The sequence below is a fragment of the Aggregicoccus sp. 17bor-14 genome (assembly GCF_009659535.1).
GTDB lineage: Bacteria > Myxococcota > Myxococcia > Myxococcales > Myxococcaceae > Aggregicoccus.
Genome location: NZ_VJZZ01000011.1, coordinates 31,086 through 46,605, shown reverse-complemented (window position 1 = coordinate 46,605; position 15,520 = coordinate 31,086). Strand labels below are relative to the sequence as shown.

The 15,520-nt window shown below is 70.8% G+C and carries 12 protein-coding genes; 8 read left to right on the top strand and 4 right to left on the bottom strand.

Going from position 1 to position 15,520, the window contains the following annotated elements; translation table 11 throughout:
* Positions 1-54 precede the first annotated feature (54 nt).
* Positions 55-1,491, top strand: coding sequence for a glutamine synthetase family protein (locus tag FGE12_RS20440; RefSeq protein WP_153868215.1), 1,437 nt, complete (start codon positions 55-57; stop codon positions 1,489-1,491).
* A gap of 64 nt (positions 1,492-1,555) precedes the next feature.
* On the opposite strand, the gene FGE12_RS20435 is transcribed toward FGE12_RS20440, so the two are convergent.
* Positions 1,556-2,869 carry a pectin acetylesterase-family hydrolase gene (locus FGE12_RS20435; RefSeq protein ID WP_153868214.1) on the bottom strand — a complete coding sequence of 438 codons (1,314 nt, stop codon included), beginning with the start codon at positions 2,867-2,869 and terminating at the stop codon, positions 1,556-1,558.
* 149 nt (positions 2,870-3,018) lie between these two features.
* On the opposite strand from FGE12_RS20435, the gene FGE12_RS20430 reads away from it, so the two are divergent.
* The 6 genes from FGE12_RS20430 to FGE12_RS20405 all read left to right on the top strand — a co-directional run bounded on the left by FGE12_RS20430 (position 3,019) and on the right by FGE12_RS20405 (position 10,420).
* Positions 3,019-3,690, top strand: coding sequence for a hypothetical protein (locus FGE12_RS20430; RefSeq protein ID WP_153868213.1), 672 nt, complete (start codon positions 3,019-3,021; stop codon positions 3,688-3,690).
* A gap of 15 nt (positions 3,691-3,705) precedes the next feature.
* Entirely contained in the window at positions 3,706-4,407 is a 702-nt protein-coding gene (locus tag FGE12_RS20425) for a YebC/PmpR family DNA-binding transcriptional regulator (protein WP_153868212.1), read from the top strand.
* Positions 4,408-4,485: 78 nt separating this feature from the next.
* Positions 4,486-6,090 carry an FAD-binding oxidoreductase gene (locus FGE12_RS20420; protein ID WP_153868211.1) on the top strand — a complete coding sequence of 535 codons (1,605 nt, stop codon included), beginning with the start codon at positions 4,486-4,488 and terminating at the stop codon, positions 6,088-6,090.
* Between the two features lie 50 nt (positions 6,091-6,140).
* Complete coding sequence (locus FGE12_RS20415; protein ID WP_153868210.1) at positions 6,141-7,697, top strand: glycerol-3-phosphate dehydrogenase/oxidase; 1,557 nt, start codon at positions 6,141-6,143, stop codon at positions 7,695-7,697.
* Positions 7,698-7,820: 123 nt separating this feature from the next.
* A complete protein-coding gene (locus tag FGE12_RS20410) occupies positions 7,821-8,414 on the top strand; it encodes a hypothetical protein (protein WP_153868209.1) in 594 nt (197 codons plus the stop codon).
* Positions 8,415-8,431: 17 nt separating this feature from the next.
* The gene (locus tag FGE12_RS20405) at positions 8,432-10,420 is read left to right on the top strand and encodes a matrixin family metalloprotease (RefSeq protein WP_153868208.1); all 1,989 of its coding nucleotides are present in this window, start codon (positions 8,432-8,434) and stop codon (positions 10,418-10,420) included.
* A gap of 134 nt (positions 10,421-10,554) precedes the next feature.
* On the opposite strand, the gene FGE12_RS20400 is transcribed toward FGE12_RS20405, so the two are convergent.
* Entirely contained in the window at positions 10,555-11,172 is a 618-nt protein-coding gene (locus FGE12_RS20400) for a TetR/AcrR family transcriptional regulator (RefSeq protein ID WP_153868207.1), read from the bottom strand.
* 85 nt (positions 11,173-11,257) lie between these two features.
* Between FGE12_RS20400 and FGE12_RS20395 the strand changes: the two genes are divergently transcribed.
* Positions 11,258-12,136, top strand: a complete 879-nt coding sequence (locus FGE12_RS20395; protein ID WP_153868206.1) for an SDR family NAD(P)-dependent oxidoreductase — start codon at positions 11,258-11,260, stop codon at positions 12,134-12,136.
* On the opposite strand, the gene FGE12_RS20390 is transcribed toward FGE12_RS20395, so the two are convergent.
* Positions 12,121-13,521 carry a hypothetical protein gene (locus FGE12_RS20390; protein WP_153868205.1) on the bottom strand — a complete coding sequence of 467 codons (1,401 nt, stop codon included), beginning with the start codon at positions 13,519-13,521 and terminating at the stop codon, positions 12,121-12,123. The two genes, FGE12_RS20395 and FGE12_RS20390, sit on opposite strands and share 16 nt — an antisense overlap.
* A gap of 180 nt (positions 13,522-13,701) precedes the next feature.
* Positions 13,702-15,411: a protease pro-enzyme activation domain-containing protein gene (locus FGE12_RS20385; RefSeq protein ID WP_194798108.1), complete on the bottom strand. Its 1,710-nt coding sequence runs from the start codon at positions 15,409-15,411 to the stop codon at positions 13,702-13,704.
* Positions 15,412-15,520 lie beyond the last annotated feature (109 nt).

Below are 15,520 nucleotides of genomic sequence, written 5' to 3'. Positions count from 1 at the left end.
CAACCGCGCCGCACCGGGGCCGTCCCGGTCGGCAGTGGGGTACCTGGAGACACCATGGACACCAAGCTGCGCACCTTCCTGGAGATTCCGTACGACGAGCTCGAGGAGCTCAACCTCAAGGTCAAGGACGAGCGCCACCAGCGGGTGTCTCCGGACAAGCTGCGCGAGGCGCGCACGAAGTACCTGGTGGACGAGAAGCGGATCAAGGCGGTCACCGTGTGCTTCAGCGACCTCGAGGGTCGCCTGCACATGCTGGACTACGACAAGAAGTTCCTGCTCAAGAACGCGGACAACCTCACCTTCGACGGCTCCAGCGTGCGCGGCTTCAGCGCGCAGCAGGAGTCGGACCTGCGCCTGGCGCTGGACTGGTCGGCCTTCTACTGGCTGCCCTCGGACGTGTTCGGCCCGGGCAAGGTGCTGGTGTTCGCCGAGGCGCACAACCGCGACGGCTCGCTCTACCCCTCGGACATGCGCGGCCGCCTGCGCGAGATGACCGAGCAGCTGCACAAGAAGGACGGCACGGTGGTGCACTTCGCCCCCGAGATCGAGGGCTTCCTCTTCAAGGGCCGCGACGCCGAGCGCCACTACCACGAGAACGGGAAGTTCGAGTTCATCTCCATCGGCGGCTACTTCCACTCGCTGCCGGGTGACGTGCTGCGCACCTTCATCGACCGCGCGGCCGAGGCCCAGCGCGCGATGGGCTTCCAGAACGAGAAGGACCATCCCGAGGTGGCGCCCAGCCAGTTCGAGATGAACTTCAACTACGGCGAGGCGCTCGTCATCGCCGACCAGGTGCTGCTCTACAAGCTGCTCTGCCGCCAGGTGGCCGCGCAGCTGGACTCCACCGCGAGCTTCCTGCCCAAGCCCGTCACCGGCGTGAACGGCAGCGGCATGCACATGAACCTGTCCATCTCGCGCGGTGGGAAGAACATCTTCCACGACAAGAACGGCCAGGACGGGCTGAGCACCACCGGCTGGGACTTCGTGGACCGCATCCTCACCAACGCGAACGACCTGTGCCTCGTGCTCAACCCGAGCGTGAACGCGTACCGCCGCCTGGACCCGCACTACGAGGCGCCGAACCAGATCAAGGCCAGCGCCAACAACCGCGGCGCCATGGTCCGCATCCCCTTCGGCAACGAGAAGAGCGCGCGCGTCGAGGTGCGCTCGGTGGCCCCGGACGCGAACCCCTACCTCGCGCTCTACAGCATCCTGAAGGTCGGCCTCGAGGGGCCGCAGAGCCAGGAGGAGGCGGAGACGAAGCGCACCCGCACCCGCTTCCTGCCGGACAACATCGTGGACGCCATCCGCCTCTTCAAGGGCAGCCAGTTCATGGCGCAGGCGCTCGGTGAGAACGTGCAGGGCAAGTACGCGGAGCTCAAGCTCGCCTCCGCCGAGCGCTGCCCGCGCCAGCTCGGCACGATGATCAAGCCCGCCGAGATCCAGTTCCACCACGAGGTCACGAACCAGTACCTCTGGAACCTGTTCTGAGAGGCACGCAGCTTCGAGCAGTCGAGGCCGCCGCTCCCGCCCGGGATCGGCGGCCTCGCCGTTTCTACCCTCCGACCGCCCCGTTGATCAGCGGCGCCACGATCTGCATCCCCGGGTCCTGCGCGTTGTAGCCGTTGGGCGGCTCGTAGATGCGCGTGCGGGTGCCGTCCACGATGAAGCGCTTGAGGAAGGTCTCCATCGGGACGAACTCGCTGTAGCACTTGTACGTCTGGGTCTGCGGGAACTCGAGGTACTCGTACCAGTAATGCTTCTTCTCCATGCGCTGGCAGGCGTGCGAGCCGATGAAGGTGATGATGGTGGAGCAGTGGCTCGCGTTGATCTGCCGCTCGTAGGGGATGAAGTAGCTCCAGTTCGGGTAGAGGTTGAGCTCGTTGATGAGCCGCTCCTCGTCCTCCTTCCAGTAGCGCAGCACGCTCTCCTTGTCGTTCGGGGTGAGGAAGCGCTCGTAGGAGAAGCGCGAGTAGTTGTAGTCGCGCGTGTAGCCCGTGTACGCGAGCTGATCGCCGGGGAACTCCTGCGCCACCATGCGGTTGATGGTGCCGTAGTCGTTGCGGTCGAAGCTCGCGGGCAGCAGGCCGAACACCGAGTCCAGCGCCCATGACTGGCGGATCTTCTCGTGCAGCGGGCGCGAGCGGGAGCTGATGTTCGGCGCGAGGTAGATGGGCCCCGAGTCGTTGAGCAGGTAGCCGCGCGCGGGGTTCAGCGCGCGGCGGATGAAGTAGTACGCGCTCGAGGTCGCGGTGCCGCCCGCGCTGTAGCCGGTGACGAGCAGCTTCTGCACGTTGGGGAACTGGGAGCGCGCGTAGTTCGCGGCGGCGATCGTGTTGTTGTAGCCGTTGTGCTTCCACGCGAGCGGCGGCTGCGCGCCCGTGGGGTCCGTGTACGTGACGCTGCTGTTGCCGATGTGCACGTCGCCCGTGCAGTACGGCAGGTACACGATGTTCCAGTCCTTGGTCACCAGGTCGGTGCGGCTGCGCAAGGGCAGCCCCGGGTCCGCGCCGTTCACGATGGGGCTCACGTACTTCGCCGTGAACTGCTTCATGTAGTCGTCGGCGATGCCGTTGGGGTTCGCCGCGCCGAGGATGCCCGCGCGCCCGCTGCAGGTGTCGTAGTCCCAGCAGGCGCCGCCGCCCTCGAGGAAGAAGAGGACGTTGGGCGAGCCGGTGCGGCGGATGAAGAACTTGTACTGGGAGCCGTTGCCACACTGCGTGCCGGGCAGCGCCACCTTCTCCCAGTTGTAGTTGTTGCCGCCGTCCACCAGCACGCTGACGATGGCGGAGACGAGCACCTCCGCGCGCACCGGGGTGGAGGACAGCAGCAGCAGGGCCAGCAGGCTCGGCATCAAGACGCGTCTCATCGGAACCTCCAGAGGGGTGAAGGCCCGGAGCGCAGCACTCCCCGCAAGCGGCTGGGCAGGGGGCTCGGGGTCCAAACGAGTTGTCTGCGGGGGGACCTTCGTCCCGCGCGCCGTTGTCCTGCGCAGCCCCGCGCGGATTTGCTCTGCGCATGAACCCTCGCTCGAAGCGGTTCCTCTGGCTGGCGGTGGTGGCGCTGTGCACGGTGGCAGGGCTGGGCGTCGTCACGGCGCGCGCGCCGGCCGCACCTCCGCCCGTGGCCTCGGCACGTCCTCCCGCTGTGACCGCTGTGCCGGCGCCCGCCGCGCCCGCCGCGCCCGCAGCACCGGCCGCCCCGGCGCAGCTCGCGCAGCGTCCCGCGAGCGCGCCCGCGGCTGCACCTCCGGGCGATGACGAGGCCCTGCCCGGGCTCGGGTACACGGTGGATCTCGAACGGCTGCGCAGGGAGCTTCCGGACAATCGCTACTGGAGGGACGCGGTGCCCACGGAAGACCCCGCCGTGCTGCAGGCCCGCGAGCAGGAGGCGGCGCGAGTGAACACGCTCTTCGGCAAGGTGCAGGCGAACGAGGCCACCGAGGAGGAGGTGCACGCCTACTACGCGTACCGGCGGCAGCTCTCGGAGGACTACATCGCGCTGTCCGAGCGCATCCTCGCGGACGGCGTGGGCCGGCTCTCCGAGCGCGACGTGGGCCTGCACCAGCTCAACATCCAGCTGCACCGCGCGCGGCTCGAGGAGCTGCCCGCGCAGGAGGCGGACGCCCTGGCCCGCCGCGAGCGCCAGGAGCAGCGGCGCAGGGAGTGGCTGCGCCAGAACGGGCGCTGAGCTAGAACTCTCCCCATGGGTGCACAGTGGAAGCAGAAGGGCCGCACGGAGAACGCGGCGGCCAAGGGGCAGAAGTTCACGAAGCTGGTGAAGGAGATCATGGTCGCCGCGAAGGCGGGGCCGGATCCCGACTCCAACTCGCGCCTGCGCATCGCGGTGGACCAGGCGAAGAAGGCCTCGATGCCGAAGGACACGCTCGAGCGCGCCATCAAGAAGGGCGCGGGGCTCCTCGACGAGGTGGTGAACTACGAGACCGTCACCTACGAGGGCTTCGCGCCCCACCAGGTGCCGGTCATCGTGGAGTGCCTCACCGAGAACAAGAACCGCACCGCCACGAACATCCGCATCCTCTTCAAGAAGGGGCAGATCGCGACGAGCGGCGCGGTGTCCTGGGACTTCAACCGGCTCGGGGTCATCGAGGCCGCGCCGCCCGCGGACGGCGCGGACGCGGAGACCGCGGCGATCGAGGCCGGGGCGCAGGACCTCGAGGCGGGTGAGGAGGGCCAGACGCGCTTCTACACGGCCCCCACGGACCTGGACGCGGTGGGCAAGGCCCTGAGCGCCGCGGGGTGGAAGGTGCAGTCCAGCGCGCTCGCGTGGATCGCGAAGAACCCGGTGGAGCTGGACGGGGCGGCGCGGGCCGAGGTCGAGGCCTTCCTCGCGGACATGGACGAGGACGACGACGTGCAGCACATCTTCGTGGGCCTCAAGAGCTAGGGCGGCCCCGGGGCTCGGCAGTCCGGCCGGCCGCGCCCGTCACGCTCCAATCACGCTGCTGCGCTAGTCTGCCCCACCATGAGCGGGGGGAACGACGTGCGGCGTTGGAATGGCTGGGGAGCCGAGGCGGTGAGCCACGCGCTGCCGCCCACGGCAGTCGAGGCGCTGCAGGCCGCGGTCGGCGCGGGCACTCCGCCCGAGGACGCGGGCCTCGCGCAGGTGCTCGCCACCGTTCCCCGCTCGCGCCTGCCGGCCAACGCGCTGGTGAACATCGAGCCCGAGGCGCGGCTGCGCCACGCGCGGGGGCAGAGCTTTCCGGATCTCATCGCCCTGCGTTCGGGCCGGCTGCCCGCCTTCCCGGACGGGGTCGCCTTCCCCGAGTGCACCGAGGAGGTGCGCGCGCTGCTCGCGTACGCGCGCCGGGTGGGCGCGCGGCTCATCCCCTACGGCGGCGGCACCAGCGTGGTGGGCCACGTGAACGTGGAGCCGGACGCCGCGCCCGTGCTCACGGTGTCGCTCGAGCGGCTGCAGCGCCTGTGCGTCCTCTCGGACGAGGACCGCCTCGCCACCTTCGAGGCCGGCGTCACCGGCCCGAGGCTCGAGGCGCAGCTGCGCGCGCGCGGCTACACGCTGGGGCACTTCCCGCAGTCCTTCGAGCACTCCACGCTGGGGGGATGGATTGCGACGCGCTCGCGCGGCCAGCAGGCGCTGGGCTACGGCCGCATCGAGAGCGCCTTCGCGGGCGGGCGGCTCGAGTCCCCAGTGGGCAGCCTCGTCCTTCCGCCCCTCCCCTCCTCCTCCACCGGTCCGGACGTGCGCGAGCTGGTGCTGGGCTCGGAGGGACGCGTGGGCCTGCTCACCGAGGCCACGGTGCGCATCACCCCGCTGCCCGAGCGCGAGTCCTTCCACGCGCTCTTCTTCCCGGACTGGGAGCGGGCGCGCACGGCCGTGCGCGAGCTCGCCCAGAGCGCGCTGCCCCTGAGCATGCTGCGCCTGAGCACGCCGCAGGAGACGGCGATCAACCTCGCGCTCGCGGGACACCCGCGAGCGGTGGGCTTCCTCAGGCGCGTCCTCTCGCTGCGCGGCGCGGGGGAAGGCCGCTGCATGCTGGTGCTCGGCGTCTCGGGGACGCGCCGGCTCGCGGGGCTCGCGCTGAAGGATGCGCTCTCATTGGCCGCGCGCCATGGCGCGGTGCGGGTGCCGGTGCTCGGAGACAAGTGGCGCAAGGGACGCTTTCGCGCGCCCTACCTGCGCAACGCGGCGTGGGAGGCGGGCTGGGGCGTGGACACGGTGGAGACGGCCACGACGTGGAGCCAGGTGCCCACGGTGCTCGCCGCGGTGGAGGGCGCGCTGCAGACGGCCCTCGCGCATGAGGGTGAGCGGGTGCTCGCCTTCACGCACCTCTCGCACGTCTACGCGAGCGGCTCGAACCTCTACACCACCTTCGTGTTCCGGCTGGGCGCGAGCCCCGAGCACACCCACGCGCGCTGGGCCGCGCTGAAGGCCGCCGCGAGCCAGGCGATGGTCGCGCATGGAGCGACCATCAGCCACCAGCACGGCGTCGGCACGGACCACAAGCCGTACCTCGAGGCGGAGAAGGGGGCGCTCGGCGTGCAGAGCATCCGCAACGTGCTGCGCACCTTCGACCCCGATGGCCTCCTGAACCCGGGGAAGCTCGTCTGACACCGTCCCCTCTCCCTCTGGGAGAGGGTCGGGGTGAGGGATTGCAAGCCATGTCGAACCGCGAGCTCCACTGGTCCCACCTGGCCACGAAGACCTGGGACCTCCTCGTCATCGGAGGCGGCATCACGGGAGCATCCATCCAGCGCGAGGCCACGCGCGCGGGCCTCCGTGTCCTCCTCGTGGAGCAGCGCGACTTCGCCTGGGGCACCTCGAGCCGCTCGACGAAGCTGGTGCACGGGGGGCTGCGCTACCTCGCCACGGGGGACGTGCGCCTCGTGCGCGAGTCCATCCGCGAGCGCGAGCGCCTCCTCGCCGAGGGCGACGGCCTCGTCACGCCCCTCCCCTTCCTCCTCGCGAGCCACCGCCGCGAGGGCCTCAAGCGCTGGCAGGGCCGCATCGGAGTGGCCGCGTACGCCCTCCTCGAGGGCACCCTCCCCGACGGCAACCACCGCGCGAACACGCTGCGAGCCCTGGTCCCTGCGCTCGTGGACGAGCCGGACCTCGTTGGCGTCCCCTACGCCGAGGCCACGGTGGACGACGCACGGCTCGTGCTGCGCCTCATCCAGGAGTCCACGGTGGCAGGAGCCACCGCGCTCAACTACGCGCGCGTGACGGGCCTGCTGCGCGAGGACGGTCAGGTCGTCGGTGCCACGCTGAAGGACACGGCCGGAGCCCACGAGGCCACGGTCCGGGCGCGCGCCGTCGTCAACGCCACGGGCGCGTGGGCAGACGCGCTGCGCGCCCACCCGCCGCGCCTGCGCCCGCTGCGCGGCAGCCACCTCGTCTTCTCCGCGGAGCGCTTCCCGCTCACCCACGGCGTCAGCTTCCGCTTCGCGCGGGACGGCCGCTTCGTGTGCGCGCTGCCGTGGGAGGGGGCGACGGTGCTGGGCACCACGGACCTGGACCACCCCACTCCACTCGACACCGAGCCGAGCATCAGCGCCGCGGAGGTGGAGTACCTCTTGGCCGCAGCGCAGGCCGAGTTCCCCTCGCTGGGGCTCACGCGCGCGGACGTGCGCTCCTGCTACGCGGGCGTGCGGCCGGTCATCTCGAGCGGCGAGCGGGACCCGTCGAAGGAGTCGAGAGATCACCTCGTGCTTGCGGAGGACGGCCTGCTCACGGTGACGGGCGGCAAGCTCACCACCTGCCGCGCCATCGCCCAGGACGCACTGCAGGCGCTGCGCTCGCGGCTACCGGCGCTCGCGAGCCTGCAGAAGAAGGGCCCGTTTCTCGACGCCGCCCCTGCGCTCGCAGCGGACCTCCCCGCCCCGGCGCGCGCGCGGCTGCAGGGCCGCTACGGCGCAGCAGCCTCGAGACTCGTCTCCGAGACGCGCGCGGAAGAACTGCAGCCCATCCCCGGCACGCCTACCCTCTGGGCCGAGCTGCGCTGGGCCGCCCGCCACGAGCGCGTCGTGCACCTGGAGGACCTCCTGCTGCGGCGGGTTCGGCTCGGCCTGCTGCTGCCACACGGGGGTGAAGCGGAGCTGCCCGCGATCCGCGCGCTCTGTCAGCAGGAGCTCAGCTGGGACGACAGCCGCTGGGAGCGCGAGGCCGAGGCGTACCTCGCGCTGTGGCGCACGCACCACGCGCTGCCCGCCGAGGCCTGACTCTCCCCGCAGAACGCCGGACCTGTAGGAGCACCAACAGACGTCTCGACCTCCGGTCTGCACCCTCTGCCGGTGCTGCTCGCCCGTCCGTATACCGAGCGACTTCAACCTCTGGAGGTCCCCATGGGACGTGCTTTGCCGTTGTGCACCGTGTCGTTGTTGGTGCTCGCCACTGCTGCTTCCGCCACCACGGCGGTGAGGCTCAGTGACGAGCAGCTCGTCGAGCAATCGCGGCAGATCGTGATTGGCCGGGCAGTCGAGTCCAAGTCCGCGTGGGTGGACCGCGCGCTGGTGACGCTCGTCACGGTGGAGGTGAGCGAGACGCTCAAGGGCGCGCCCGCACGCCGCCTCACGGTGGCGCTGCCGGGCGGCGTGGACGCGAACCGCAAGTTCCCCATCTCGATGAGCTACCCGGGCGCGCCGCGCATCGGGACGCAGGAGGAGGTCTTCCTCTTCCTCACCGGACCGCAGCCGACGATCGCGCAGGCGCACACGGTGGTGGGCTTCAGCCAGGGCAAGTACTCGGTGGTGCAGAGCGCGGGCGGCGAGAAGCTCGTCAGCCGCGACCTGCGCGGGGTGAACCTGCGTCCGGCGTCGCCCTCGGCGCGCGCGCTCGGGCCGGTCACGGACAGCAGCATGGCGGACGGGGGCGCGGTGCCGCTCGCGCTCTTCAAGGCCCGCATCCAGTCCCTCATCTCCGCAGGCAAGGGCCGCTAGGCCGAGGAGCACTTCCCGTGAACCACACGCGAATCCCGTCACCGCTGCGCCTTGCCCTGCTCACCCTCGCGCTCTCGAGCTCCGCCCTCGCCGGCGGCCGCCTGGAGACCATCGACTTCACCGAGGGAGCTCCCTCCCCCATCCCGGGGCAGATCGTCGCCAAGGTCATCGGCATCAAGTGGGACACGCGCTGCGTGCCCATCCAGTACGCGATGAACACGACGCTCGACCCCATCCCCAACCCCCTGGGCCCCCCCGTCATCACCGCGGCGCAGGCGCGCACCGCGTTCCAGCAGTCCTTCGACCAGTGGAACAACATCCCCACCTCGTTCATCGAGTCGCGCATCACCACGACGACGTCGAACCCGGGCACGCGCGGCTTCGACTTCACCAACGAGCTCACCTTCCGCACGCCGCCGGGCTTTGGAGCCATCGCCTCCTCGCCCTCCACCAGCCTGAACGCGGACGCGGTCTTCGAGCCTGGTGACGACATCGACGGGGACGGCGACAGCGACGTGGCCGCCGGCATCTCCACCTGCCGCGACGTGGACGGTGACGGGGACATCGAGTTCCCGGCGGGCTTCTACGAGGCGGGCACCATCCTGGACAACGACGTGCAGTTCAACGTGGACCCCGCGCTGGGCTTCCGCTTCACGGTGCGCGACCAGGACATCGACGACGAGATCTTCTCGGTGGACCTGCGCACCGTGGCCACGCACGAGTTCGGCCACTCCATCGGCCTGAGCCACACCTCCATCAACCAGCTGAGCGCGCGCGACGGCACCGGCGCCACGATGTTCCCCTTCATCGACACCGGGGACGTCGTCGCCGAGCGCGAGGGCCGCTCGCTCGAGGAGGACGACCTCGCGTGGGCCTCCTACCTGTACCCCGAGGGCAGCGCGCGCTCGGGGCCCCCTGCGCTGCAGCGCGGAGACCGCCGCTTCACGGACGAGTACGGCCTCATCGAGGGCAACGTGCGCCACGGCGTGTACGACGAGCCGGTGGCCGGCGCCCACGTGTACGGCGTCACCGCGTTCGGCCAGGAGACGACGGTGAGCGCTTACAGCGGCACCACGCAGCTCTCGCTGGACCCGGCGACGGGCGAGCTGAACCTCATCAGCCCCGAGTTCAACATCATCGACGGGCGCTACACGATCCCCATCCGGCGCGGCCTGTACACGGTGGGCATCGAGGCCACGGACGGCTTCCCGGTGAGCTCGGGCTCCATCAGCTTCACCGCGCAGATCGGCGACATCTTCGGGCAGCAGGACTTCAACGAGGAGTTCTGGAACCCCTTCGACAGCAGCCTCGAGTACAGCCCGGGGCTCGCGCTGCCGGTCGCGGTGCTGAGTGGGCGCAGCACGCGTCACATCGACTTCGTGACCAACGAGCAGACGGTGCTCGCGAACTTCGGCTCGCGCGACTTCGTGGGCTTCACCGGCAGCGCACCGGGGACCTACTACGCGGTGCGCATCCCGAAGGAGCAGCTCCTCGCGGCCGGTGATGCCATCCTCTTCCACCAGGCGCTGTTCGACACCGCGGTGCCCCTCGCCTCGGTGGTGCCGGTGTTCGCGGAGGCGACCCTGGCCAAGGGCGTGGTGAACGCGGACGGGAGCGCGACCATCGACCTCGCGCGCCCGCTCGACCGCGTGCGCAACTTCGTGGGCCAGGACGACGACTTCAGCGTGTGGAACTTCAACGACCCGCTGGGGCTGGGCCTGCGCGTGCGCTACGGCATCGCGAAGGGGGACATCCAGAACCTCTTCCTCGTGCTGCGCCTGCCCACCACCTTCCCGCGCGGCCAGCCGCTCTTCATCGGGTTGGACGGCGGCGGGGCGACGAACGACGTGCCCATCCTCGGGCTCTCGTACACGTCCCCGGACGGCGCCACCTTCACGCAGAGCACCCGCTTCAACTTCCGGTTCGCGCTGGCGCTCTCGCGCTTCCCGAACTTCTTCGACCCGAGCGCCGCCCGGGCCGATGCCACCGTCGCGCCCACTCCCTAGCCCAGACGTGAGGCCCTGACACGAGAGGGGCTTCGCTCACGCGGGGCCCCTCTCTTTTTGCGCCTACAGGGATGAACACGGGCGAAGCCGTCCCCTCGCCCCCTGGGAGAGGGAAAGGGTGAGGGAAGCGAGCCCTACCGCGCCCCCGTCTTCCGCTTCTTCTCCGGCGCCACGCACCGCCACGCGAGCCGCGGGAAGTTGCTGCGCATCCACACCGGGTCCAGCTCCGCGCCCGCGAGGAAGCGCCGGCACGCCTCGTGACTGGGGCCCAGCAGCACGACGTCGAAGAGCACGGGAGACCAGCGGGGCAGCGCGCCCGAGACGATGAAAGGGTGCAGGTGCGCGACGACGGGAGCGAGCAGCTCCGTCTTGCGTGCCGCCAGCGCCGTCGCCGTATCCGCACCGAGCTCGAGCGCCATCGCCTGGTACATGAAGCGCGCCTCGTCGCGGTGGGCGAGGACCCACTCGAGGTGCGAGTCAACGAGCGCGACCACGGTGGCCTCGGCGGTCTTCGCGCGCAGCACCCGCTCCGAGATGTGGCCGAAGAGCCGCTCGAAGGTGCGCACGAGCAGCGCCAGCGTGAGGCCGGAGAGCCCGTCGAACAGGTGGTAGACGCTGGAGGGGCTCGCACCCGCGGCCTTCCGGATGTCCTCGATGCCGGTGTGCAGGACGCCCTTCTCGACGAACAGGTGCAGCGCTGCATCCAGCAGCGCCTCGCGCCTCTGCTCACCGTCGCGTCGTCCCGGGCTCATCTCGCAGCGCACCCTAGCCGTCTGCCGCCGGGGCGCGAATTGGAAGATTCTTCCAATTCTGCGGAGCGCTCGCTAGGGTGAGCGCATGCCCGACCTCATCCTCACCGGTGCGTCGCGTGGTATCGGCCGTGCACTCGCGTTGTCGCTCGCGCGCGAGCGGCCCCGGCAGCGCCTGGTGCTGGTAGCGAGAGACCGCGGGCAGCTCGAGTCCCTCGCGAGGGAGATCGAGGCCCTGGGAGGCCGCGCCCTGGTGATGCCGGGAGACCTCTCCTTTCGCGCAGCAGCGAGGGAGCTGGGAGCGCGGCTCGCAGCGGCGGTCGAGCCGGGCGCGACGCTGGTGCACAACGCGGGCGTGTGGCCCTCGAAGCGCACCCTCACGGCGGATGGGCTGGAGCAGGCGTTCGGGGTGAATCACCTTGCGCCGCTGGCGCTGCAGCAGGTTCTGCTGGACGCGGGCCTGTTGCGGCGGGTGATGGTGGTGAGCGCAGGGCTGCTCATCAAGGGCCGCTTCGACGCCGCGCGCACGCCCACGGGCGAGGACTTCTCGAGCGTGCGCACCTACTGCACGACGAAGCTGGCGTTCGCGCTCGCGATGCGGGACGTCGCCGCGGCGCACCCCGAGCTGGACGTGGTGGTGCTGCACCCCGGCGTGGTGCGCACCGAGCTCGGGGCCCGCTCGGGCCCGGTGGGCTGGCTCCTGAAGCTCGTGAAGCGCGGGTGGGAGTCGCCGGAGACCTGCGCCCAGCGCCTCACGCGCATCCTCGCGCGCGAGCATTGGTCCTCTCCCGGAGAGGCGCGCTGGATGGTGGAGGAACAAGAGCAGCCCTGGCCGCCGAACACGCAGGACGAAGCGACCCGCCAGGCCGTCCGCGAAGTCACTGCGCAGCTCCTGTCCCCTCTCCCCCTGGGAGAGGGACGGGGTGAGGGATTACGTCCCTCCGCCCCCGCTCAGGGAACGCGCTGAAGCAGGAGCAGCTCGAGCGCGCCGCCGCACCCGCGCCCGCAGCTCTTCCCTCCGGTCACCGCCCCTGCGAGCACCACGACCCCGCGAGAGTCCACCGCAAGATCCCCTTCCTCGACTCCACCTCGCCGCGGGGCCGTGAAGCGGCTCACGACGCCATCCTCCCCGCGCAGCAGGGCGAGCACGAGCCGCGGCTCATCCCCTTCTGCGCCGGGGATTTCCACCTCTCCCACCCACGCGCGGTCGAACATCGCGCTCGCTGTCCACACATCGCCGTCAGGAGACCAGCCCACGCCGAAGAAAGGGGCGTCGAGGCTGGAGCGGAGGGAGGTGGCCCATCGCTCCTCGCCGTCGAGACCCATCACCGCAACGAAACCGTCCGCCACGCCGCCCTCGGTGAAGTTCGCGTCGATTGTCTTCCCCGCGAACACGATGCGCCGGTGGAAGCGGCCGCCGAGCGCCACGCCATGGGCCGATACCGCCAGGTCCTTCACCTCGGCGTCGAAGGTGTCGAGCACCCGCGACCAGCGGTGCGCGCCGTCCGAACCCAGCCGCACGACGAAGGGGCGCGATGGGACGGGCGACCCGACCTCAGGGAATTGCCCTCCCTCGTTGTCCACCAGCTCCGGGCCTCCGAACGAGAGCCGTCCGGCCATCTCGCCAGCGAGCACGACGTCTCCGTCCGGGGTCATCGCCATCGCGTTCGAACGGCTCACCCCGCGCGCGTCGCCGAAGACCTTCGCCCACCGCAGCTCGCCCTGGCGCGAGTAGGAGGCGAGGAAGCTCACCTCCTGGAGCGCGACGCCATGAGGCTGGCCGTCGCCGAAGTCCCAGCCGGGCCCGCCCACATGGCCCCAGGCGAGCAAGTTGCCCTCGCGGTCGAAGCCGAGGTCGCTCACGTCCGCACCGCCGGCGGGTCCCTGGATGACGCGGGTCCAGAGCACGTGCCCGTCCGCGTCCAGCACAGTGAGCCGAGGTGTCTCGCGCAGAAGGTACTCGCCGAAGGCGCTGCCCTCCTCGTGCCGTACGGTCGCAAGGGCCGCTCGGCCGTCCCGGTCCACGGCGGTGGCCCGCGCATTGAGGCCGCTGGTGATGCAGGGCTCGCCTCCGCCGCAGGTGCGCTCGTCCCACTCGGCGTAGGTCCACCGGTGCATCCCACGGGCGCTGAAGCGGCTGAGCGCAGCGGTGCCGCGCTCGGGCTGGCGCCCTCCCCCGAAGTCCGGCAGCGCGACGAAGTGCGTGGAGGCCACGAGGACATCGCCATCGGGTGCCACCGCCACGGACCGGCCCTCGTCCTGTCCCACCGCGCCAATCACACGCTCGAAGGAGGTGCTCGCCGCCGCGCCCGCATCTGGCAGGCCGCCGTCGCCACGGCCCGCGTCGGGCACGCCCCCGTCCGCCGGCCCCGCATCGGGGAGACTCGCGTCGCCTCCGTCAGGGGGTGTCGAAGGCGCTTCGACGGGAGGTGGCGCCGAGGATCCTCCGCCGCAGGCGCCCCCGAGCAGCGCGAGGGTTACGGCGAGCGCACCGCACAACCGCCGTGCCTGCGTCACGCCCCCTCCCTTCCGTCACGGCATCGTGCGGTACAGCCCCTCCGCATCCGGGGCGCCCCACCCCGTGGGCATGTCCCAGCCCTTCTGCGCCTTGTACTTGGGCGTGCCGCCCTCGGTGATGTCGCGGAAGGTCGCCTGCACGTCCTTGCGCGTGTAGAGCAGCGGGTTGAGCCAGCCCATGGGCGGCTTGCCCTGGCTCTCGCGCGCGTTGTTCACCACGGCGACGAGGCCGGCCATCACGGGCGAGGCGAACGAGGTCCCGATGTTCGAGTACCAGCCGCCGAGCCACAGGTACCAGTAGCCCATGCCGGCATTGAGCGCGACGTCCGGCGTCCCGCGCTTGCTGTCGATGCCCGGCAGGCCCTTTTGCCACTCAGGGGCCGCGAGGTTCAGGCTCGTTCCCGAGCCCGACTCCTCCCAGGCAATCTCCCACACCGCGCGCCCGTCCTTCACGCCCACCAGCGTGCCGCCCACCGCGGTGACGTAGGGACTGGAGGCCGGCACGTCGACTCCCGCCGAGTCGCCGCTCGCCGCGAGCACGGTGATGCCCTGGGCCGCGGCGAACATGGAGGAGTACATGTAGAAGTAGCGCACGGCGCGAGGCTCCGAGTCCTCGCGGTGGGCAAAGGAGTCGGTCATCACGGTCACCTCGCCGCGGCCGATCATCTCGTTGAAGCTGTAGATCATCGAGGTGTTGCGAGCATCCGGCGCGGCGTAGACGACGAGGTCCGCCTCGGGCGCGATGGCGCCGGCCCACTGCACGTCGAGGTTGGACTCGCGGATGCGCAGCAGCGGCGGGCCGAGCGGCTCGACGACGCGCGCGTCCTTTCGCGCCACGCCGAACACCTGCCAGAAGTCCATCACGTCGTGGTGGTGGTACGTCCCGCCGATGAGCACGCCGAGCTTCACGCCCTTGCCCTTGAACCCCATCGCGTGGAGCTTGGACACGCCGTACGCGTCGGAGATCTGCTTCGGCGTGTAGCCCTTCTCGATCTCCTTGGGCGGCCCCACGTCGCGGTTGTCCGCAGGCTGGATGGGCTCCACGGGCTCGTCGATGTCGAGCGACACGAGGGCCTGGATGCGCTCCTCGACGAACTTGGGAACGGTGATCGCTTCGAGGAGGCCGAAGACGAGGTGCGGCTGGTTGCCCTCCTGCGGCGGCTTGCGCGAGAGGTAGCGCAGCTTCACGTGGAAGGCGTCGTTGAACTGGCCCACCGTGCCCTCGAAGTAGATGAGGAGCCGGTTCGCGGCGACCGCGTCCACCTTGAGCTTCTGGGAGACGAGCCAGTCGGTGACCACCTTCACGTCCGCCTCGGTGGGCGCGTGGCGCTCCTTGATCTCGTCCGTGGAGAGGTACTTGCGGAAGCGCGGGCTCGCTGGGTCATAGAGCGAGCGCAGCGTGCTCTCGAGCCCGTCCATGTCGCGGATGGGCAGCGCGATGAGGCCGCGGAAGTGCTCGTCGCGCGGGGCCTCGCCCTTGTCCGTGTACACGCCGGGCAGAGGCGCCGGGACGCCGGGGTTGCTGGGCGTGGGCGTGGGGTCCGGCGGAGGCGGCGGCGGAGGCGCCTCGGGGATGATCACCGGCGGAGGAGGCGGCGGAGGCGGAGGCTGCGGCGCGGGGGCCGGCGGCGGATCGGACTGAAACAGGGCCTTGCCGGTGTCGTGGCACCCCACGAGCCCGAGCACGAGAAAGACGCTGCCCCACCACCACCGCCGCCGCGCCATCGCAGTCCCCTCTGGCAAGCCTCTGCATGCCGCAGGCCTGCCCACCGGAAGACGGTAGGTCCGGATCCGCCGTCGTGCATCGGACCCATTCAGAACTGAACGCAGCGGG

Bases quoted from the DNA above. Each gene is read 5' to 3' on its own strand.
- FGE12_RS20440 (WP_153868215.1), top strand. From the start codon at position 55: ATGGACACCAAGCTGCGCACCTTCCTGGAGATTCCGTACGACGAGCTC.
- FGE12_RS20435 (WP_153868214.1), bottom strand. From the start codon at position 2,869: ATGAGACGCGTCTTGATGCCGAGCCTGCTGGCCCTGCTGCTGCTGTCC.
- FGE12_RS20430 (WP_153868213.1), top strand. From the start codon at position 3,019: ATGAACCCTCGCTCGAAGCGGTTCCTCTGGCTGGCGGTGGTGGCGCTG.
- FGE12_RS20425 (WP_153868212.1), top strand. From the start codon at position 3,706: ATGGGTGCACAGTGGAAGCAGAAGGGCCGCACGGAGAACGCGGCGGCC.
- FGE12_RS20420 (WP_153868211.1), top strand. From the start codon at position 4,486: ATGAGCGGGGGGAACGACGTGCGGCGTTGGAATGGCTGGGGAGCCGAG.
- FGE12_RS20415 (WP_153868210.1), top strand. From the start codon at position 6,141: ATGTCGAACCGCGAGCTCCACTGGTCCCACCTGGCCACGAAGACCTGG.
- FGE12_RS20410 (WP_153868209.1), top strand. From the start codon at position 7,821: ATGGGACGTGCTTTGCCGTTGTGCACCGTGTCGTTGTTGGTGCTCGCC.
- FGE12_RS20400 (WP_153868207.1), bottom strand. From the start codon at position 11,172: ATGAGCCCGGGACGACGCGACGGTGAGCAGAGGCGCGAGGCGCTGCTG.
- FGE12_RS20395 (WP_153868206.1), top strand. From the start codon at position 11,258: ATGCCCGACCTCATCCTCACCGGTGCGTCGCGTGGTATCGGCCGTGCA.
- FGE12_RS20385 (WP_194798108.1), bottom strand. From the start codon at position 15,411: ATGGCGCGGCGGCGGTGGTGGTGGGGCAGCGTCTTTCTCGTGCTCGGG.